The organism is Ensifer sp. Root1252 (genome assembly GCF_001425885.1).
Lineage (GTDB): Bacteria > Pseudomonadota > Alphaproteobacteria > Rhizobiales > Rhizobiaceae > Ensifer > Ensifer canadensis.
In genome coordinates, this window is record NZ_LMDT01000023.1 from 382,989 (window position 1) to 402,285 (window position 19,297).

Sequence of the window (19,297 nt, forward strand, 5' to 3'; positions counted from 1 at the left end):
GTCAGCGCCTCACGGTGGAGAATTTGGAAAAGCGGGTGAAAAGCTGCATCAATCCCATGCAGGCCCAGGTGATGGCGAAGGCGACCACGGCGAGTGCCGAGGGCTCGTATGCCCGGTTGCCGCCCATCCACACCATGTAGGGACCGAAGGAATTGACGTTGAGGAGTGCTGCGAAGACGTATTCGCCGATGACGATGGCGAAGGTCAGGAATGCCCCCGACATGACCGAGACGAAGACGTTCGGCAGGATGACGGCGGCGAGGATGCGCGCCCAGCCGGCCCCGAGGCTTTGCGCCGCCTCGGTGAGGCTCGCGATGTCGATGGTGCGAAGGCCGGTGTCCACCGAGCGGTACATATATGGCAGCGACAGCGTCGCGTAGCCGAACAGCAGCAGGATGTTCGTGCCCCACCAGCTTCCCGTCAGCGGCAGGATCGAGGAAGTGTTGTAGATGCGGATATAGCCGAAGACGATGACGATCGGCGGAATGACCAGCGGCAGCAGCGTGATGAATTCCACAACCGGGCGCAGGCCCGGTAGGCGCAGCCTGACGAAATAGGCCGTCGGCACGACGATCAGGATGCCGAGCACGATGGTCAGGAGCGCCAGTACGACCGAATAGCCGAAGGTCTGCTGGAACTGCGGATCGGCCAGCACGACACGGTAGGCCTCGAAACTGTATTCGCCGCGCGTCATGCGCATCGAGAAATCGAACATGCCGAGGAGCGGCAGCAGGAAATAGAGCCCGCCGAGAGCGACGGCGAGCCAGGACCAGAGGCGTTTTCCCGTCATTTTACCCACCGTTCGGCGCGCATGCGCAGGAGGATGTAGATGCCGTTGGCGATGCCGGTCAAAACGATCATGGCAAAGGCGATGGCATAACCGAGGTGCGGATCGTTGAGCACGTCGCCGCGGATCTGGGCGAAGAGCACGATGGGCGCGATGGAGAGCGACGAGCCGGTGAGCGCGATGGCAGTTGCAACGGCGCCGAAGGCATTGGCGAAGAGCAGGGCCAGCGTGCCGAGCAGCGACGGCCACAGCACCGGCAGCGCCACCAGGCGCCAATACTGGAAACCGCTCGCGCCCAGGCTTTCGGCCGCCTCGCGCCATTCGCGCCGCAACCCGTCCAGCGCCGGCGTGATGATCAGCACCATCAGCGGGATCTGGAAATAGAGATAGGTGAGTGCCAGGCCGAGGAACGAGACGATGTTGAAGCCGGAGCCGTAGAGGTTGATGCCGAACCAGTTGCGCAGCAGCATCGTCACGAAACCGAGGCGACCGAGTGTGGCGATGAAGGCAAAGGCGAGCGGCACGCCGGCGAAATTCGAAGCGACGCCGGAAAAGGTGAGTATCCCGTTGCGCAGCGGGCGCGGCAGGTCGCCGAGCGAGATGGCGGCGGCGATAAGGAAACCGATCACGCAGCCGAGCACCGCCGTCAGCAGGCTGAGTTCGATGGAGATCCAGAAGGCTCCCCGGATCGACGGCGAGAAGAGCTTGCCGATGTTTTCCAGCGTTGCCTGCCCGTCCGAATTGCGGAACGCGCCGACGACGATGTTGAACGTCGGCAGGATCAGGAAAAGCAGAGCGAAGATGAAGAAGGGGGCAACCCCGAACCAATTGCGAACCTGCCGCGGCCTGAGGGCGGCCGGCAGGGATGCGGCGCTTGTCGTCATCGGATTTTTCCCTGAGGGTGGAGCCGCGGGAGGCTCCGCGGCAAGCGGAGCCTCTGTAGCAAACGCGAACCCTATTTCACGTTGGCGCCGACGACCTTGTCCCAGCCTTCGACGATGGCGGTCTTGTTGGCGGAGAGCTCCTCGACGCTCGGGAAGATGGCCTTCTCATAGGCTTCCGCCGGCGGCAGCTTGTCCAGAAGCGCCTGGGGGAACTTGCCGGCCTTCAGCATGGCGTTGAAGCGCGCCGGGTGGCAGTAGCCCTTAAGCCAGCCGATCTGGCCCTCGTCGGAATAGAGATACTCCATCCAGAGCTTGGCGGCGTTGGGATGCGGCGCATAGGCCGAGATCGCCTGCACATAGACACCGGCCACCACGCCGCTTGCCGGAACGACCACGTCCATTGGCGGGTTGCCCTTCAGGCCGTCGCGCCAGGCGAGCAGGTTGTAATCCCAGGCCGCGACGATCGGGGTCTGGCCTTGCGCGATGGTGCCGGCCTTTCCGAGTACCGGCACGAAGTTGCCAGCTTTGTTCAGCTCCGCGAAGAGTTCCAGCCCCTTGGCGCCGGAATCGGCACCGGGCTTCGCACCGCGCGAAACGCCCGCCGACATCAGCGCGAGGATCGCCTGCGCCGAGGAGCGCGGATCGCCCGTCAGCGCCACGGCGCCGGAGTATTCGGACTTGGCGAGATCCGACCAGTCGGCCGGCGCGGTTGCAAGCAGGTCCTTGTTCACGCCGAAGGCCATGACGCCGTAGTAGTCGCCGTACCAATAGCCCTTTTCGTCCTTGATGTTGGCCGGGATCTCGTCCCAGGTCGCCACCATGTAGGGCTGAAGCAGGCCCTCTTCTGCTGCGGCCGGCGCGAAGGCGAGGCCGAGGTCGACGACATCGGGCGCCTGCGAACCGGTATTGCCCTTGTTGGCCCGGATCGCTTCCAACTCATCGGCTGTGCCGGCGTCGGGGTTCAGTTCGTTGACGGTGATGCCCGGATACTTGGCTTTGAAGCCGGTAATGACTTCGCCGTAATTGCACCAGTCATGTGGCAGCGCGATCACCGTCAGCATGCCTTCCTTGGTGGCGGCATCCACGAGGTCCTGCGGGGCTTCCGCACGGGCAAGCCCCGGTAGCGCGACCGCAAGAGCAAGCGTGGAGACGAACGCGCGGCTCGCGGCGCGGGATACGTAGCGTTTCATGGAGTCCTCCTGTTGACCGTCTGCGACGGTTCGTGGGCGATGGCTGCGTGCTGTCCTTGCATCCGGTCGTCGGCTCGCCGCCCGTCCGGTTCCCCTTGCACCTGTCTGCGTCCTCGGGAGCTGCATCGGTGCGTTTTTATGTAAGGGCAGGATGTAACAATTGGACAACAATCAAACGTCCATTATGGTGCATTTGACTGTACCAATTTTCGGAGGCACGCCTTGGCCAAACAGTTCGAAGGCCCGATCCTGCCCTTCCTTCGCCTCGACGCTGCAAGCGCCCTGCCGAAATTCCGCCAGGTGCAGGACCAATTGCGCATGGCGATCCTGCGCGGGCACCTGCGCGCGGGGACGCGCCTGCCGGCAAGCCGCATCCTTGCCGAGGAACTGGACCTGTCGCGCCAGACCCTGGTGCGGGTGCTGGAGAACCTGAGGGCGGAGGGATATCTGGAAGCACGGCAGGGCGCTGGCACCTTCGTCTCGGCGGCCCTGCCGCGCCAACTGACGAAACCGCGCCTCACACCTGTCCGTAGCGACGCGCCGGATATCGCAGCGCCCCGGCTGTCGCGGATCGGCGAACTGTCGCGCGAGGTGTCGGCCGAAATCGGCCAGATGGAGCATAAGCCCTTCCTGCCCAACCAACCGGCGCTCGACCGCTTTCCCTTCGCCGTTTGGCGCAAGTGCTGGAATGCGGTGACGCGCAGCGGCAAGGCGGTGGCCATGGGCTATGGCGATATCGCCGGCGAGCTGGTGCTGCGCCAGAGGATCGCCGAATATCTGGCGCTTCACCGGCGCGACCCTTGCGATCCGGAACAGATCGTCATCACCCCTGGCGGGCATGCCGCCTTCACGCTCGCTGCGCTCGCGCTGGCCGATCCCGGCGACGGCATCTGGTTCGAGGATCCCGGCCCGGTGACCACCAGCAACCTGTTCCGAACGCTCGGGCTGCGCCTCTGCCCTGCCGATATCGACGCCGACGGCATGGACGTCGCGGGCGCCATGACGCGCCATCCCGACGCGCGTCTCGCCTTCGTCATGCCGTCGCGTCACCACCCGCTCGGGGTGACGCTGTCGCTGCCGCGCCGGCTCACGCTCCTGGAATGGGCACGAACGAACGACAGCTGGATCATCGAGGACGATTATGACAGCGAATTCCGCTACGACGGTGCACCACTCCCCTCCATGCGGTCCATCGACAGCCATGACCGGGTCATCTATGCGGGCAGTTTCAGCAAGGCGCTCTATCCCGGCATTCGTGTCGGATATCTGGTGCTGCCGCCGCAGCTCGTCGGCTCCTTCCGCAGCCTCTCGGGACTGATCCACCGCAGCGTCCCGGTGGAAACCCAGCTCGCCCTTGCCGAATTCATCGGGGGCGGCCACTTTGCCAGCCACCTGCGCCGCATGCGCGGCCTCTATGCGGAGCGCCGCGCGGCGTTCGTGGAGGCGGGACGGGCGACGCTCGCCGGCCTTGCGCGCATCGACTGCTCCGACAGTGGGCTCAACGCGCTTGCCTGGTTGGAAAACGGCCGCAACGACCGGACCGTGCACGCCGCCGTCCGCGATGCCGGGCTGCAATGTTACCCACTGTCCGACTATACGATCGCAACACCCCGGCCGGGCGCCCTCATCCTCGGCTATGCGGGCGTTCCGACAGACCGCATGAAGCCTCACCTTCTTCGCCTCGCCGAGGCGATCGCCCGCACATGACGGCGCAACGGGCGACCATGCGGCTCAGGAACGCCTCGATGGCGATAGCCCAGTCCTGCGGCTCCTCGGTGTCGTCGCAATCCCGTCGGGCGATTATATAGCCTATGCCGCGCAACATCGCCGCCACCGAGCTCAGTGCCGGACGGCGCGCACGGGCGTACCGCTGCGCTGGGTCACCCCGACTCCGGGCGCAATACCCACGTCCGCATTGGAGGCGGCGAGCATCGGATTGCCGCGCACGATGTCGGAGGCGCGCTCGGCCAGCATGATCGTCGGCGCGTTGAGATTGGCGTTCGGCTCCGTGGGGAAGACGGAACTGTCAATGACCCGCAGTCCCGCGATGCCGCGCACCTTCAGGTCGCTGTCGACCACCGCCATGGCATCCTCGCCCATGCGGCAGGAGCCGCAGGGGTGATAGGTGCTTTCCATCGTCTCGCGCACCCAGGCGTCGATCTCGTCATTGCTGCGCACATTGGTGCCGGGAGCGATCTCCTCGCCACGGAAGCGGTCGAAGGCCGGCTGGGCGATGATTTCGCGCGTCAGTCGCAGGCAGCGGCGGAAGCCTTCGCGGTCCTCCTCGCGGTCGAGATAATTGAAGAGGATGTCCGGCTGCTCGTGCGCCTCCGGCGAACGCAGACGGACATGGCCCCGGCTCTTCGGCTTGTTCGGCCCGGTGAGCACCATGAAGCCGTGGCCCTCGAGCGGCTTCTTGCCGTCGTAGCGCATGGCGGCGGGCAGGAAATGAAACTGGATGTCCGGCCATTCGAGCGCGACATCGGAACGGATGAAACCGCCGCTCTCGAAATGGTTGGAGACTGAAAGTCCCTTCTTGAACAGCAGCCATTCCGCACCGATCAGGGCACGGCTGAGAAGGCCCATCTTGCCGTTGAGCGTGATCGGCTCCTTGCAGGCATATTGGATATAGACCTCGGAATGGTCCTGCAGGTTCTCACCGACGCCCGGCAGATCGTGCAGCACCGCGACACCCGCCTTTCGCAGTACCGCCGCCGGGCCGATGCCAGAGCGTTGCAACAGGTGCGGAGAGCCGATCGGACCGGAGGAGATCAGCACCTCGCGGCTGGCCTTCGCCACGACGCGCGTGCCGCCAAACTCATATTCGACACCGACGGCGCGTTTCCCCTCAAGGATCACACGCCGCGTCATGGCGTGGGTTATGACCGTGAGGTTCGGCCGGCTCATCGCCGGCTTCAGATAAGCGTTGGCCGTCGACCAGCGCACGCCGTCCTTCACCGTCATATGCATCGGCCCGAAGCCTTCCTGCATATGGCCGTTCGGGTCGGCGGTGGCGATGTAGCCGGCCTCGCGGCCGGCATCGACGAAGGCGCGGTAAAGCGGGTTCTGCATGCGGTTGCCGGCGTTGGTGGCGAGCGGACCGGAAGCGCCGCGATAGGCGTCGCCCCCGTCCTGCCAGCTTTCGGCACGCTGGAAATAGGGCAGGCAATTGGCATAGCGCCAGCCGCGCGCGCCCCGCTCCTCCCACTCGTCGAAGTCGCGGGCGTGGCCGCGCATGTAAACGAGCCCGTTGATCGAGGAAGAACCGCCGATGACTTTCCCGCGCGGGCAGTGTACCCGGCGACCGTCGAGGCCGGGTTCCGGCAGAGTCATGTATTTCCAGTTGTACTTCGTGCCATTCATCGGGATGGAGAGCGCCGTCGGCATCTGGATGAAAATCGACTTGTCGCTGCCGCCGTATTCCAGCACGAGGACTTTCGTGGCCGGGTCTTCCGAGAGCCGGTTGGCGAGCACGCAGCCAGCCGAACCGGCACCGATGATGATGTAGTCGTATGTGTCGGTCATGACGGTTTTCCCAAGGTTACGGATACTGGCCCCAGCCGCGCCCGCGGGCGAAGAGCCGGGTCAGGACGTAGTGGACCGCACCTGCCGCGACACAGGCGGGTATGGAGGCGGTCAGGTACTTGAAGGCCGGCAGGCTCGCGAGCGTCTGCGGATTGAAGATGACGACGTAGACGATGCAGCCGACGGCAAGGGCGAGGAGCCCGATGGGATTGAAGCCTCCCCAGAAGCGGTAGGGACCGTTTTGCTGGGGGCCATGCAGGCTGCGCATGTCGAGCTTCTGGCCGCGCAGGAAGAAATAATCGACGATGCCGATGCCGGCGAGCGCAGAATTGAGCGCCGAGGTCCAGACGAGGAAAATGAAGAAGCCGTCGTACATCTGCGGATAGAACACCACCAGGCCGAGCGGGATGAGGCAGAACAGGAAGAGGACCGTGCCCCAGGGAATGCGGCGCACAGACGCCGTGCCGACCTGGCGCAGCCCGACGATGGAGGTGTAGAGGATGTTCGCCATCGAGGTCATGTTGGCGAAGGCGACGAAGAGCAGGGCAATGATGCCGATGACCGGACCGGCGATCTTGGTCATCCAGATCGTCGGATCGCTTTCGCCGAGTGAGACGGCCGCAAGCAGACCGACGATTTCGCCAAGGGCAGCCGCCCCGAAGATGCCGAGGATGTTCGGCCAGAAGGCGGTCCGTTCGTTCTTGGTGAGGCGCGCCAGGTTGCCGATATAGGGCCACCAGGAGAAGCCGGCGGCCAGATTGACCTCCACCGCGACGATGAAGTTCAGCGTATTGTCCTCGAAGGGCGGATCGAGCGCCGGCAGCGCCAGAAGCTCGCTGAAAGACCGCTGACTGAGGATGAGGTAGAGCATCACGCCCATCAGGATCACCAGGGCCGGTGACACGACCATGTTGAAGAACTTGATCGAGGTTGGGCCCTTGGCGACGATGAACCAGGTGACGAGGATGGCGCCGATTGCGGCAATGACCATCTTGACGCCAGTCGGGTTGGCCGCCTCACCGGCGCTGAGGGCCATCAGGCCGTCGATCGAGCGGCCGAACATCATGGCGAGCACCGCCAGCCAGCCCATGGTGAGCAGCACCACGGCCAGAACGTAGACAACACGGCTACCGTTGTAGCCGAACTGGCTGCGCAGCGCGATGAACTGTTCGACACCGTAGCGCCCGGACATGCAGGTGGTAGCGAGCGACGTCAGCACCACGCCAACGATGTTGCCGATGACGATCGCGGCGATACCTTCCTTCGGCCCGACGAACAGGCCAATCGCGCCGCCAATGAGGAAGGCCCAAGTGGCGATGGCAAGCGCCGAATTGGCATAGGTGAATTCCCAGAAGCCCCAGAGCCTCTCGGAGGGCAGGAGCGGCGCATCACCGCGCTCGGCAGCGGCGCTGTGGCGGGCGGCGTCCTCGCGTTCGATTTCTGCGGCCGAGAGACCGCCACGGGCGACATGATCGGTCATCTCAGGCCCCCCAGATCCAGAAGGCGGCGACGAGCACGACCGTCAACACGGTCATGCCGGTATAGTCGAGCGCAGTCATCGTGCCCTCGAAGCGGTGCCCCGCCTCGATATCCTCATAGATGCGGGCGCGGCGCGCCAGCTCGGTTTGCCAGGCGGTATCGTTGTCTTCCATTGTCGTTCCCCTTGTCGCGTCGCGCCTTCTGGCGTCTTTCCGCGAGAAATGCGGCTCCATCAGCCGCCGATCCTTGGAACCGGCCGCCCATGGGCGACGGCCGGGCGATGGGTCAGGGCCTCATGGCAGCGTGATCCAGACAGCCTTCGTTTCCATCAGGTAATCCAGCTGCTCCGGCCCCAGATCCTTGCCGAAGCCCGATGCCTTGAAGCCGCCGAACGGCATGGAGGGATCGATGGTGCTGTGGGCGTTGACGTAGATCGAGCCGGCGTTAAGGCGCGGAATAAGCCCATGCACACGGGACAAGTCGTTCGAGTAGATGGCGGCGGCGAGGCCGAAAGCGGAGTCGTTCGCCAGCGCGACCGCGTCGTCCAGTTCGTCGAAGGCATCGGTCACAAGCACCGGGCCAAAAATCTCCTCCCGCACGATGCTCATCTCGGGTTTGCAGCGGGCGAAGATGGCGGGCTCGATGAAATGGCCGGGCCGATCGGGGCTGCCGCCCCCATGGATCAGTTCGGCGCCTTCGCGGCGGCCGGCCTCGATATACGCAGAAACGACCTTCTTCCGCTGCGCCGACACCAGGGGGCCGATATAGCAGTCGCGGTCCAGTCCGGGCGCGACCTTCAGCGTGCGGGTGACGGCGACCAATTCGTCGAGGAAGGCGTCATGGACCGAGCGCTGGACATAGACGCGCGTGCCGGCGTCGCAGACCTGTCCGGAGTTGAAGAATACGCCGTTGACCACCGCGCGGGCCGCACTTGCCAGATCCGCATCGTCGAGCACCAGGACGGGGGATTTGCCGCCCAGTTCCAGCGTCACATGCTTGAGATGCCCGACGGCCGTGCGCCCGACCTCCTGGCCGACCGGCGTCGAGCCGGTGAACGTGACCTTGTCGATGCCGGGGTGGGCCGACATGGCCGCGCCGATCACGCTGCCCCGGCCCGTTACAATGTTGACCACACCGTCCGGAATGCCGGCTTCCTGCACCAGTTCGCCGAAGCGCAGGGTCGCAAGCGAGGTCAGCTCGGCCGGCTTGACGATAGTGGTGCAGCCGACTGCAAGGGCAGCTGCAAGCTTCCAGGCCATGGTCTGGAGCGGGAAATTCCACGGCACGATGGCCGCGACGACGCCCAGGGGCTCCTTGCGGGTATAGGCCAGGTAATTGCCCGGCAGGGACGGCTCGACCGTGCGCCCATGCAACTTGGAGGCCCAGCCGGCGAAATATCGGAAGGTATCGATCGTGCCCTGAACGTCGACCTCTCTGGCGAATGTCACCGACTTGCCCATGTCGATGGCTTCGATCTCCGCCAGTTCGTCGGCGTGCGCTTCGATCAGGTCTGCGAGGCGGTGGATCAGGCGCTCGCGTTCGAGCGGCTTGAGGCGGCGCCAGGCGCCCCCATCGAACTGGCGGCGCGCGGCCTTGACGGCGCGGTCGAGATCCTCGGTCGTGCCTGACGGCACCCGGGTTACCAGGCCGCTCGTGGAAGGTTCGAAAACGTCGAAGGTTGCACCGTTGCCGCTGTCGACCCAGGCTCCGTCGATGAACATCTTCTGGGGCTTCGCCAGAAACCGCCGGGTCGCGTCGCTGACGCCGTATTGATCCAGATAATTGCGGACGTTTTCGTCCATGTCGTGTCCTCCTCGTAGGCCTGGGCCTCACGTTCCCCGTGCATGCATGACGCGACCGATGAGGTTCATGAGCACCTGCGCGGCCAAAGTGGATGTTGAACCGGAATGGTCGTAGTCCGGTGCGACCTCGACGAGATCGATGCCGACGACCGTGCCGCGCTTGACAAGCGCGGCGAGAATTTCCAGCACTTCGTAGTAGATGAATCCGCCATGCGACGGCGTGCCGGTGCCCGGCGCGATCGACGGATCGAAGCCGTCGATGTCGATGGTGACGTAGTAGCGTGCGCCGGCCGGCACCCGTTCGGCCACCGCTTGCGTGCCGAGTGCCCGGATCTGGCGCACCGAAAGGATGTCGGAGCCCATCTTGCGGGCATCCTCGTAGCCTTCCCTGGCAGTGGAGGAGACATTGCGGATGCCGAACTGCGACAGACCGCTGACATAGGGCTTTTCGGCGGCGCGGCGCATCGGGTTGCCGTGGCCGTAGCGCACGCCATGGCGCTCGTCGACGAAATCGAGATGGGCGTCGATCTGGACGATGTGGATCGGGCCGTTCTTTTCGCAGTCCTCGGCAAAGGCATTGATACAGGGGATGTTGACGGAATGGTCGCCGCCCAGCACCACCGGCAGCGCGCCGGCGGTGAGGATCTTGCGCACGCCGAATTCAATATTGGCGTGGCTCTTCATCGTGTCGGTGTGGACGATGTCAGCATCGCCGATATCGACGATCGAGACCTCACCGCTCGGCAGGTAGGTGACGTCGTCCTCGTGATCGTAGGCGCCGCCGTGGCCGAAGGAAAACAGCGTCGAAGCTTCGCGGATCGAGCGTGGACCGAAGCGGGTGCCCGCCCGCCACTGCGTGCCGCAGTCGAACGGCGCGCCGAGGATCGCCACATCGGCGTCGATGGCGTCCCAGTCCGGCTGATAGGGATATTTGCCGAACGTGCAGATGCCGACGAACGGCAGATTCAAACGTCCGGTTTCGTAGGAATTGCTGGCCATGTCACCCCTCCATAGGTGGAAGGAGTGTGCCGGAGGCAGATACATTTAAAAGCATCTATGATTGCATGTTCACTTGTGCATTAATCAATAAATGATCAACAAGGTCCGCCACCGCGTCCTCCATCTCTCGCTCGGCGATGCCGAGCTTCGGCTCCTGCGGGTCTTCGCTTCGGTCGTGCAGCACGGCGGTTTTTCCGCCGCGCAATCAGCGCTGGGCATGACGCAGGCGACGATCTCCACCCATATGCGCCATCTGGAAGAACGTCTCGGCCTGCGCCTGTGCAGCCGTGGACGCGGCGGCTTCCTGCTCACCGACGAGGGGCGGCTCGTCTACGAGGCGGCCCTCGAACTCTTCGGCTCGCTGGAAAAATTCCAGGGCCGTATCGGCGAGGCGCAGGGAGAGCTTACCGGCAGCCTCAGCTTCGGCACCGTGGACGCCATGATCACCAACCGCAACCTCGACCTCCAGGGCGCGCTCGCCGCCTTTCATGCCAAGGCGCCGCGGGTGCACCTGGAAATCGACGTCGCCGCGCCGCAGGTACTGCATCAGGGCCTGCTGAACGGCACCTACCAGATCGTGCTCATGCCGTCCGTCGGCAGCGTCACGCCGCATTTCCGCAGCCAGCCGGCGTTTTCCGAGATGCAGAAGCTCTACTGCGCCGAGGGGCATCCGCTCTTCGCGACACCCGATGGCGACCTAACCGACGCCGTTCTGGAGACACAATCCTTCGCCGGGCGCACCTACATGCTGAACGAGACGATCTGCGGCGTGAACTTCACCTGGGCGGCCGCGACCCCGCATATGGAAGGGACCCTGCTGCTGCTCCTATCCGGCGCCTATATCGGCTTCCTGCCCGACCACTACGCAGACGAATGGGTGCGCGATGGCCGCCTGCGGCTGCTCGCCCCCGAGCGCATGAGCTTCGAAGACCTCTTCCACATCGCCTACCCGCGCAACAAACCCTCCCGGGCAGCCGAGACCATGGCGCAGGCGATTACCGAAAGCGTGCGTAAGCCGAGCTGACACCGATGACGTTCTGGGAAATGGCGGATCTGGATTGAGCGATTGTCGGACAAAAAAAAGCCCCGCCTGATGGCGGGGCAGGCGCGCGTCCTGATCAGGGGGACGCGAGGGAATGGCAACTTCTAAAGTCGCAGAAAGCGCCGCCGACCACGCTTCGTCGGCGAGCAGCCCTCGCGCTTCACGCGACCGATGCCTCGGGCTGAAGGAGCGCCGATCGCTTGCCTCGATGAAGATCCCGCGCAAAAATGCAGGCGGCGCTGTGGCCCGGCGAAAGGCCATGGGACGGCGGTATAGCCTTGGCACAGTCGTCCACCGCCAGGGGGCAGCGCGTTCGGAACCGGCAGCCGGACGGTGGGTTTGTCGGACTGGGGACTTCGCCAATCATCAACGGCCCCTTGCGGAGCTTCTCGACACGCGGATCCACCTCCGGTGCTGACGCCAGCAGCATCTGCGAATAGGGGTGGCCCGGATGGTCGTAAAGTTCCTGGGACGGACCATGCTCGACGATCTTGCCGAGATACATCACATAGACCCGCGAAGCCGCCTGCCGCACCAGTGCAAGATCATGGGCGATGAACAGGCATGCCACGCCCAGATCCTTCTGCAGGCGCAGGAACAGGTTCATCACCTGCGCACGAATGGAAAGATCAAGTGCGCTCACCGGCTCGTCGCAGATCAGCACTCGCGGGTTGACGGCGAGCGATCTGGCGATTGCCACGCGCTGGCGCTGACCACCCGAGAGCTCGCGCGTGTGACGGTCCCTGACCGCGGACGCCAGACCGACCTGATCCAGAAGCTCCTTCGTGCGACGATCCCGCTCCTCGGGCGATCTGGTGCCGGCGATGACAAGCGCTTCATCGATGGCCTCCCCCACCGTCTGGCGATCGTTCAAGGACGAATAGGGATCCTGGAAGACGTATTGCAGCGCCCTACGGCTATCGCGCAGGGCCGCGCCTGAAAGGCCGCTGAGGTCGACGCCGTCGAGCAACACCCGTCCGCTGCTCGCCTTCTCGAGGCCGACGATGGTGCGCCCGAGCGTCGACTTGCCACAGCCGGATTCACCGACCAGCCCGACGATCTCACCGGGATAGAGTTCGATCGAGACATCGTCGACGGCATGGACAAATTTGCCCCGCTGAACGCTCTTGAAGCGCGTCTGGAGATTTTCGACTTTAAGAACCGGTGCGTGTGTCATGCGGCAGCCTTTCCTTGATTGACGACGGGGCAAGCCACGAGAACCGCACCGTCGTCCGACCGGACCAAAGGGGGGCGGCTATTGCTGCATGCGGGGACGGCAAGCTCGCAACGCGGCGCAAGGGCGCAGCCCTTGATCGGCGCGCCGAGCGTCGGCGGAATGCCGGGGAGCCCTCGAAACTCCGACCCAATTGGATCCTCCCGCCTCGGTATCGCGTTGATCAGCCCCCTGGTGTAGGGGTGACGCGGGCTGACGAGGACCTTGTCCACCGGACCGCATTCGGCGGCACGCGCCGCGTACATGACGACGATGTTGTCGGCGGCACCCGCGACCACCCCCATGTCGTGCGTGATCAGCACCATCGCCATGTTGAGACGACGCTGCACGTCCTTCAGCAGCCGCAAGATCTGCGCCTGAACCGTCACGTCGAGCGCAGTCGTCGGCTCGTCGGCGATCAGCAGCTTCGGCTCGCCCGCAAGGGCAATGGCGATGACGATGCGCTGCCGCAACCCGCCCGAAAGCTCGTGCGGGTATTGCCGGAGCCGGGCCACGGGATCGGAGATCCCGACAAGCTTGACGAGCTCGAGGGCACGTGCCTCGGCAGCCCTCGGCGTCATGTCGAGATGCAATTCGGCCATCTCGGCAATCTGCCGCCCGATCCGGCGCACCGGGTTAAGCGCGCTCATCGGATCCTGGAAAATGAAGCCGACGGACTTGCCGCGCAGCTTCTGGATTTCAGGCTCAGGCAAGCCGATCAGTTCGCGCCCCTCTAGCTTGACAGAGCCGGAGATCATCGTCGACACGCCCGTCGGCATCAGGCCGAGCGGTGCGAAGTTCATCACCGTCTTTCCGCTGCCGCTTTCGCCGACGATGGCGAGACATTCGCCCTGCCGGACCGAATAGCTGACACCGTCGACGGGGCGCACCGCCGATTTCGCGGTTAGGAGGTCGACCGTCAGATTGCTGACGTTCAGGAGCGGCTCGTCACGCATCGGAATTCTCCTTGCCCCAGCTTGCGACCTCAAGCCGACGCGCTGCGAGCATGCGCCGAGTGAGCGGTTTTGGAATGCGGTTGAGAGCGATGGACTCCCCGAGGGTGTTGAAGCCGATGACGGCGGCCGTGAGGGCAAGCCCCGGCAGCAGAACCTGACGCGGGTCGGATTCGAGATAGGGCAACGCGTCGACGAGCATCTGGCCCCATTCCGGCGTTGGCGGTTGAATGCCGAGGCCAAGGAAGCTCAGCGTCGCAACCGCCAGAGCGGCAGTGCCGGCGTCTGCCGTCGCATAGACCATCACCGAACCGATCGTACCGGGGAGGAGATGGCCGAAATAGATGCGCCAGGGACTGGCTCCCAGCACCCGCAGCGCCTCGATATGAGGTTTACTCATGATGCTGACTGCCACGGCGCGGCTGATACGCCCACTCATGGGCCACCAGGCAAGTGCCAGCGCCAGCACCATCGTCCAGTATCCGGGACCGACGATCCCGATCACGGCCAGCGAGATGATCAGGCTCGGTACGGACAGGCCCACATCAACGATGCGCATCAGGAGGTCGTCCACCCAGCCCCGGTGGTAACCAGCGATCGTTCCGAGCACGATACCGATGGTCATGGCGATACCGAGAACCGAGCCGACGCTCACCAGCGACGTGTTCGCAGCGATAATCAGACGGCTAAACGTATCACGACCGAGGTGATCGGTTCCGAGCCAGTGTGCGGCCGTTGGCCCGAGACCGGCCTCCAGCAGGTTTTGGGCGCTCGAGTCCTGGGGCGCCAGCCAGGGCGCGAAAGTACCCAGAGCAACGAATAGGCCGATGGTAATCAAGGCCGCCCGCGGCATCTTGTTCAATCGGGCCAGGATAGGATTGAGCATGTTCATGATCAGCTCCATTGGCGGCGAATGCGCGGATCGGTCAAAAGAACCGCTAGATCGACGATCAGATTCACCACGATAAAGAAGGTCAGGAAGATGAGCAGGCATGCCTGCACCACCATGAAGTCGCGAAAGCGGACGCCGGCGAGGAAGTAATCCCCAAGACCCTGCCAGGCGAAAAGCGGTTCGACGATGATCGCAGTGGCCGTCATCAGCCCGACCTGGGTGCCGAGCGCGTTGATGAAGAGGGGCGTGATGTTGGGCAACGCCTCGCGGAGCAATATGGCTGTGCGACCAAGGCCCTTGCTCTTGGCGGTCAGAACGAAGGGACTCGTCATCGCTTCCTCCAGCCCTACCCGCACGACGCGGCTGAGGACGGCGGCCGGCAGAACGGCGACGGTGAGCCATGGCAGGATCCAGCTTTTGGGGCCGTTGAAACCGAACGACGGTAGAAGCTGGAAGGTGACGGAAAAGCCATAGATCATCAGCGCCCCGACGAAGAACGTCGGCGTCGATGCGCCGAGGAGCGCCAGACCGCGCGATACGCGGTCCGGCAGTTTGTAGGGCCAGAAGGCCCCGAGGAAACCCAAAGCCAGGCTGATGAGGGCGGCGATCACAGCCGAGCCTGCAATCAGGAGCCCGGTCACGAGCATCCGGTTCGCCAGGTCTGCGCTGACGTCCTGTCCTGTTCTGTAGGAAATGCCGAAGTCGCCGCGAACAGCATCGCCAAGCCAATCCACGTAGCGCATCAGCAGTGGCTTGTGCAGTCCTATCTCTTCGGCGACCTGTTCGACATAGCCCGGTGTAGCGACCGCCCCGCGAAGCTCCGCGATCAGAACCGCAACATTGCCGGGTGCCGACACCACGAGTGTGAAGCAAACCAGGGACGCCATGAACAGAAGGACCAGGGAATGCTTCAGCCGCTTGCTGATGAAGTGGATCAAGGTACCCTCCTCCTACTCGGCCAGCAGAATGTTTTCGTAGGGCATGTCGTATTCGGTGACCGGGCTGCTGAAGCCATGGAGCCGCTTGGAATGCGCCCAGATGCTCGGCACGTAGACCAGCGGCGCAATCGCGTCGTTGTCCCGTAGCCAGTCATAGACCTTCTGAATGGTCGGCTGGATCTGATCGCCGGTCGCGGCCATCGCCGCATTGATCAACGGATCGAGGTTGACCGGATCGGTGACCAGCTTGCCCTCGACGTCGTTGTGGAAGGTCGACAGGCACAGTCCGACGATCGAGCCGAACGGATCGTAAGGTGCGCCATAGGTCAGGAAGAAGCCGAGATCGTACTTCTGTTCGAGCATGTCCGTGTGCTTGGAGGCATGGTCAACCGAGCGGATGACGAGGTCGATACCGATCTCCTTCATCTCGGACTGGATGACCTCGGCAATCACACGTGATCCCGGCACGGCGTCCGGGCTGACGACCAATTCGAGCGTCAGCGGCTTGCCGTTCTTGGATCGGATGGGGCTTCCCGTCCAGCCGGCCTTTTCGAGCAGCGCCGATGCGGCCGCAGCATTTCGGACAGGTGCATCACTTTGCGTTCCGGCATAAGGCAAGGCGCCCGAGAACATGTTGCCGGCGGGCTTGGCGTAGCCATGGTAAAGCACCTTGGAAATCGCGGCGCGATCGATGCCGATGCTGACGGCCTTGCGCACTTGCGGATCCTTGAGCGCCTCAGCACGGTCGGGATTATAGGCCATCACCAGCGTGACGTTGCCCGGATCGACGACGACGTTGAAACCGGCCGCCTCAAGCTGCTTGCCCTCTTCCGGGGTCAAGGGCGCGATCCAGAACCCGCCGATCAGGTCGAGTTCCTCGGCACGCAATGCCGCAACCCGCGAACGGGCATCAGGGATAACCTTGGCTTCAAGGCGTTCATAGGACGGCAATTCGCCCCAGTAGCCTTCGTGATGCTCGAAGACGCTCTGGGTGTCGTCCGCGCTGATCTGACGCCACGGCCCGGTACCCACAGGCTCCTTGAACTTGCCGTCGGCACCTACGGATTTAGGCGATAGGAAGCGCGTCGGCCGCGTGTAGGAAAGTTCCTGCATGAGCGCGAGCACCGGCTCCTTGAAATGCAGGGTGACGTGGTAATCGTCGACCACGTCGAGCGACTGGAAGTGCTTTGAGCAATTCATCCAGCTGAACTGGTCGATGCCCATCCAGCGCTCGAGATTCCATTTGCACGCGGCAGCGTCGAACTTGGTGCCGTCCTGGAATGTCACGCCCTCGCGCAACGTCAGATGCAGCGTCTTGCCGCCGTCTTCGATCTTCCAGTCGGTTGCCAGGCAAGGTTCGATCTGACCGCCCTTGCCGTATTTCACGAGCGGCTCGAACATGAGGTCCTGAATGGCCCAGATCGCGTAGTGACTCTGCGGATCGAGATTGCCGGCAGGCTTGGCGATGGCAACCCTGAGCGTGCCGGCGGCACCTTGCGCATAAACGATTTTCGACAAAGCGCCCTGCGCCATGGCCAAACCGATAGCGCCGGCCGCCCCTTGCAGGAACGTACGTCTATTTACTGACATGAGTTTTTTCTCCTCCTTGGCGCGCCCTGCGCCCGCCTAGACACCGCGGCCTCCACGCCGTTTTGTATAGACAAATTGACTGTCTCATGTATACAATCCTGCGTCAAGATCGCATTTTAGATTGTCGACATTTTAGCCGACAAAGCGGTACGCGGGCGAGAATTGGGATGAGAATGCGCTGGCACAACCGACGTTATCGTCGCGTTTCGCCCACGACGAAACGCTGTTGGCGCGAATCCTGGCAGCTGCGACGCCATTCCACCTCAACAATATCGGCAGAATTGTATACAATGCGAGTGGAGTTGAATGCTGACGAGACCATCGGCTTCCGGAAGGAGGAGGCCGCACAAAAAGGTGCGCTGATCGGCGTGTCCCGCCCGATAGGCAGGCCCAAGATAAATGCGCGGGCCGAGTTCGGTCGCCGCAATCGTTCATGTGTGGTTTTGGATCGAATCTCGACAACGGCGGCCTGCGTATGCGGCCGCCGTTGGTGTCATCAAGCGTATCGCAGCCGTTGCAGGAATGGGAGCGCTCGCAACGGCGGGTCGGCCTCAGGCTTTGCCGATACAGCCGAACACCAGACGCCCCTGGTGGAAGGTGGCGGTGCGCGCCGGCACGCGAGCCACCGCCTCCGCGGAGCAACTCGCACCGACAAGCGTGAAGGCGGCGTCATCGCCGGCATTTGGCCAGGCGCGCTTGCCTTCATCATCCAACGGCAAAACGCCGCCGGTGGCGATGGCCATGGCCCGTGACAAGTGGAACTCATCCGACCCGCGATAAAGCTGCGCGTAGAAATAGGCCTTTTCCAGCATGTCGCCGCTGCCGAACGGCGACCAGTGATCGATGACGCTATCCGTTCCGGTCATCACGAACACGCCCGCCTTGCTCAATTGTGGCAATGGCATCATCAGAGCACCAAGCGGGACCGTCGAGGCGATCGTCATCTGATTTTCCGCCAGGCGGGAGGCAGTCTCCTCCAATGCTTCAGGAGCCAGTGTAGTCAGGGCAAAGGCATGGCTGATGGTTACCTTGCCGCGCAGCGCGGGATTCTTCTCCGTGGTCTCGATCATGTAGTTGATCGCCGCCATCCCCGCCGGACTGGTTTCATGCAGGTGGATGTCCACCCCTTTGCCGGTATCGAGGGCAATCTGGAACATGGCGTCGAGTGACTTCTCCATCGCCCCATCGACGTTGGTCGGATCCAACCCACCGACATAGTGCACGCCCATCTGCATCGCTTCGCGCATCAAGCCGTCGACCTTGGAATGCAACAAACCGTGTTGTGGGAAGGCGACAATCTCGCAGACGAAGTCATCGCGATGATTTTCCAGCGCGCGCTGCAGGTGTTCAAGGCTTTTCAGGCCACTGACCGGATCGATGTTGCAATGGCTCCGCGCGACGGTGCTCCCCTTGGATTGAAGCAGCGCGATCAGGCCCTCGGCTCGCTGCTGCGAGGTGGGCAATAATTGGGGGATCAGCTTTTCTTCCAGCGCAATCATGTCCATGATGGTCTTGCCTTGGCGCGGCCGCGGCGCCTGCCAGGGACCACCGTAAAAGGTCTTGTCCAAATGGATGTGCATATCGCGCATGGCCGGCAGCATCAGTTGGCCATGCGCCTGATAGCGCGCGACACCGCTGGGCAGCGTTGCGTTCGCGGGATGAAGCGCGGCGATCTTGCCGTCCTTGATCTCGACGGTGTACAGCGCGGTGCGGGTGCCGATGACGGTGTCGCCGTCATATTCGAAACCTTCTTCCAGCCGCACGTCAGCCAGCAGGTAGTGACGATCCGTCAGCATGTTTGCTCCAATCTCGGCAACAGGTTCGGCCGTATTCGCAGATACCTCGTGAGCCAGTCCGCCAGTCAGCCCGACGACCGCGCAAGCGGTGGTCAGCTTCCCCGTTTGGCCGAGAAATGCCCGGCGGCTTTGCGACAGTGTCTGTTCCAACATCGTTCCCTCATCATGGGTTTGGAGTTTGCGTAATGATGACAATTCGATTTGCAC

General features: G+C 63.5%; 16 protein-coding genes. 2 read left to right on the forward strand and 14 right to left on the reverse strand.

What is annotated here, in order from left to right; genetic code table 11:
* Position 1 precedes the first annotated feature (1 nt).
* The 3 genes from ASD02_RS22965 to ASD02_RS22975 all read right to left on the reverse strand — a co-directional run bounded on the left by ASD02_RS22965 (position 2) and on the right by ASD02_RS22975 (position 2,861).
* Positions 2–790, reverse strand: coding sequence for an ABC transporter permease subunit (locus ASD02_RS22965; RefSeq protein ID WP_025430328.1), 789 nt, complete (start codon positions 788–790; stop codon positions 2–4).
* The gene (locus tag ASD02_RS22970) at positions 787–1,671 is read right to left on the reverse strand and encodes an ABC transporter permease subunit (RefSeq protein WP_057221074.1); all 885 of its coding nucleotides are present in this window, start codon (positions 1,669–1,671) and stop codon (positions 787–789) included. Before ASD02_RS22970 ends, ASD02_RS22965 begins: the two co-directional genes overlap by 4 nt.
* 71 nt (positions 1,672–1,742) lie before the next feature.
* Positions 1,743–2,861, reverse strand: coding sequence for an ABC transporter substrate-binding protein (locus ASD02_RS22975; protein WP_057221075.1), 1,119 nt, complete (start codon positions 2,859–2,861; stop codon positions 1,743–1,745).
* Between the two features lie 222 nt (positions 2,862–3,083).
* Here ASD02_RS22975 and ASD02_RS22980 point away from each other — a divergent pair, with 222 nt between their 5' ends.
* Positions 3,084–4,568, forward strand: coding sequence for a PLP-dependent aminotransferase family protein (locus ASD02_RS22980; protein ID WP_057221076.1), 1,485 nt, complete (start codon positions 3,084–3,086; stop codon positions 4,566–4,568).
* Between the two features lie 132 nt (positions 4,569–4,700).
* On the opposite strand, the gene betA is transcribed toward ASD02_RS22980, so the two are convergent.
* The 5 genes from betA to speB all read right to left on the reverse strand — a co-directional run bounded on the left by betA (position 4,701) and on the right by speB (position 10,666).
* Positions 4,701–6,386: a choline dehydrogenase gene (gene betA / locus ASD02_RS22985; protein ID WP_057221077.1), complete on the reverse strand. Its 1,686-nt coding sequence runs from the start codon at positions 6,384–6,386 to the stop codon at positions 4,701–4,703.
* Positions 6,387–6,402: 16 nt separating this feature from the next.
* Positions 6,403–7,866, reverse strand: coding sequence for a cytosine permease (locus ASD02_RS22990; RefSeq protein WP_082555601.1), 1,464 nt, complete (start codon positions 7,864–7,866; stop codon positions 6,403–6,405).
* A gap of 1 nt (position 7,867) precedes the next feature.
* Entirely contained in the window at positions 7,868–8,038 is a 171-nt protein-coding gene (locus tag ASD02_RS39255) for a hypothetical protein (protein WP_156408451.1), read from the reverse strand.
* 120 nt (positions 8,039–8,158) lie between these two features.
* Entirely contained in the window at positions 8,159–9,586 is a 1,428-nt protein-coding gene (locus tag ASD02_RS22995) for an aldehyde dehydrogenase family protein (RefSeq protein ID WP_244494265.1), read from the reverse strand.
* A gap of 108 nt (positions 9,587–9,694) precedes the next feature.
* Positions 9,695–10,666: an agmatinase gene (speB, locus tag ASD02_RS23000; RefSeq protein ID WP_057221079.1), complete on the reverse strand. Its 972-nt coding sequence runs from the start codon at positions 10,664–10,666 to the stop codon at positions 9,695–9,697.
* Between the two features lie 91 nt (positions 10,667–10,757).
* Here speB and ASD02_RS23005 point away from each other — a divergent pair, with 91 nt between their 5' ends.
* Complete coding sequence (locus ASD02_RS23005; RefSeq protein ID WP_025430336.1) at positions 10,758–11,690, forward strand: LysR family transcriptional regulator; 933 nt, start codon at positions 10,758–10,760, stop codon at positions 11,688–11,690.
* A gap of 178 nt (positions 11,691–11,868) precedes the next feature.
* Here ASD02_RS23005 and ASD02_RS23010 read toward each other — a convergent pair whose 3' ends face one another.
* The 6 genes from ASD02_RS23010 to ASD02_RS23035 form a co-directional block, all read right to left on the reverse strand.
* Positions 11,869–12,885: an ABC transporter ATP-binding protein gene (locus ASD02_RS23010; protein ID WP_025430337.1), complete on the reverse strand. Its 1,017-nt coding sequence runs from the start codon at positions 12,883–12,885 to the stop codon at positions 11,869–11,871.
* Positions 12,882–13,877, reverse strand: coding sequence for an ABC transporter ATP-binding protein (locus ASD02_RS23015; protein WP_057221080.1), 996 nt, complete (start codon positions 13,875–13,877; stop codon positions 12,882–12,884). The genes ASD02_RS23010 and ASD02_RS23015 overlap by 4 nt, the downstream gene beginning before the upstream one ends.
* Positions 13,870–14,778, reverse strand: a complete 909-nt coding sequence (locus ASD02_RS23020) for an ABC transporter permease (protein ID WP_025430339.1) — start codon at positions 14,776–14,778, stop codon at positions 13,870–13,872. Before ASD02_RS23020 ends, ASD02_RS23015 begins: the two co-directional genes overlap by 8 nt.
* Positions 14,769–15,704, reverse strand: a complete 936-nt coding sequence (locus ASD02_RS23025) for an ABC transporter permease (RefSeq protein ID WP_025430340.1) — start codon at positions 15,702–15,704, stop codon at positions 14,769–14,771. The genes ASD02_RS23020 and ASD02_RS23025 overlap by 10 nt, the downstream gene beginning before the upstream one ends.
* Before the next feature lie 12 nt (positions 15,705–15,716).
* Positions 15,717–17,294, reverse strand: coding sequence for a nickel ABC transporter substrate-binding protein (locus ASD02_RS23030; protein WP_057221081.1), 1,578 nt, complete (start codon positions 17,292–17,294; stop codon positions 15,717–15,719).
* A gap of 551 nt (positions 17,295–17,845) precedes the next feature.
* Positions 17,846–19,243, reverse strand: a complete 1,398-nt coding sequence (locus ASD02_RS23035; RefSeq protein ID WP_244494266.1) for an amidohydrolase family protein — start codon at positions 19,241–19,243, stop codon at positions 17,846–17,848.
* Positions 19,244–19,297: the final 54 nt, after the last annotated feature.

Bases quoted from the DNA above. Each gene is read 5' to 3' on its own strand.
- ASD02_RS22965 (WP_025430328.1), bottom strand. From the start codon at position 790: ATGACGGGAAAACGCCTCTGGTCCTGGCTCGCCGTCGCTCTCGGCGGG.
- ASD02_RS22970 (WP_057221074.1), bottom strand. From the start codon at position 1,671: ATGACGACAAGCGCCGCATCCCTGCCGGCCGCCCTCAGGCCGCGGCAG.
- ASD02_RS22975 (WP_057221075.1), bottom strand. From the start codon at position 2,861: ATGAAACGCTACGTATCCCGCGCCGCGAGCCGCGCGTTCGTCTCCACG.
- betA (WP_057221077.1), bottom strand. From the start codon at position 6,386: ATGACCGACACATACGACTACATCATCATCGGTGCCGGTTCGGCTGGC.
- ASD02_RS22990 (WP_082555601.1), bottom strand. From the start codon at position 7,866: ATGACCGATCATGTCGCCCGTGGCGGTCTCTCGGCCGCAGAAATCGAA.
- ASD02_RS39255 (WP_156408451.1), bottom strand. From the start codon at position 8,038: ATGGAAGACAACGATACCGCCTGGCAAACCGAGCTGGCGCGCCGCGCC.
- ASD02_RS22995 (WP_244494265.1), bottom strand. From the start codon at position 9,586: ATGTTCATCGACGGAGCCTGGGTCGACAGCGGCAACGGTGCAACCTTC.
- speB (WP_057221079.1), bottom strand. From the start codon at position 10,666: ATGGCCAGCAATTCCTACGAAACCGGACGTTTGAATCTGCCGTTCGTC.
- ASD02_RS23005 (WP_025430336.1), top strand. From the start codon at position 10,758: ATGATCAACAAGGTCCGCCACCGCGTCCTCCATCTCTCGCTCGGCGAT.
- ASD02_RS23010 (WP_025430337.1), bottom strand. From the start codon at position 12,885: ATGACACACGCACCGGTTCTTAAAGTCGAAAATCTCCAGACGCGCTTC.
- ASD02_RS23015 (WP_057221080.1), bottom strand. From the start codon at position 13,877: ATGCGTGACGAGCCGCTCCTGAACGTCAGCAATCTGACGGTCGACCTC.
- ASD02_RS23020 (WP_025430339.1), bottom strand. From the start codon at position 14,778: ATGGAGCTGATCATGAACATGCTCAATCCTATCCTGGCCCGATTGAAC.
- ASD02_RS23030 (WP_057221081.1), bottom strand. From the start codon at position 17,294: ATGTCAGTAAATAGACGTACGTTCCTGCAAGGGGCGGCCGGCGCTATC.
- ASD02_RS23035 (WP_244494266.1), bottom strand. From the start codon at position 19,243: ATGTTGGAACAGACACTGTCGCAAAGCCGCCGGGCATTTCTCGGCCAA.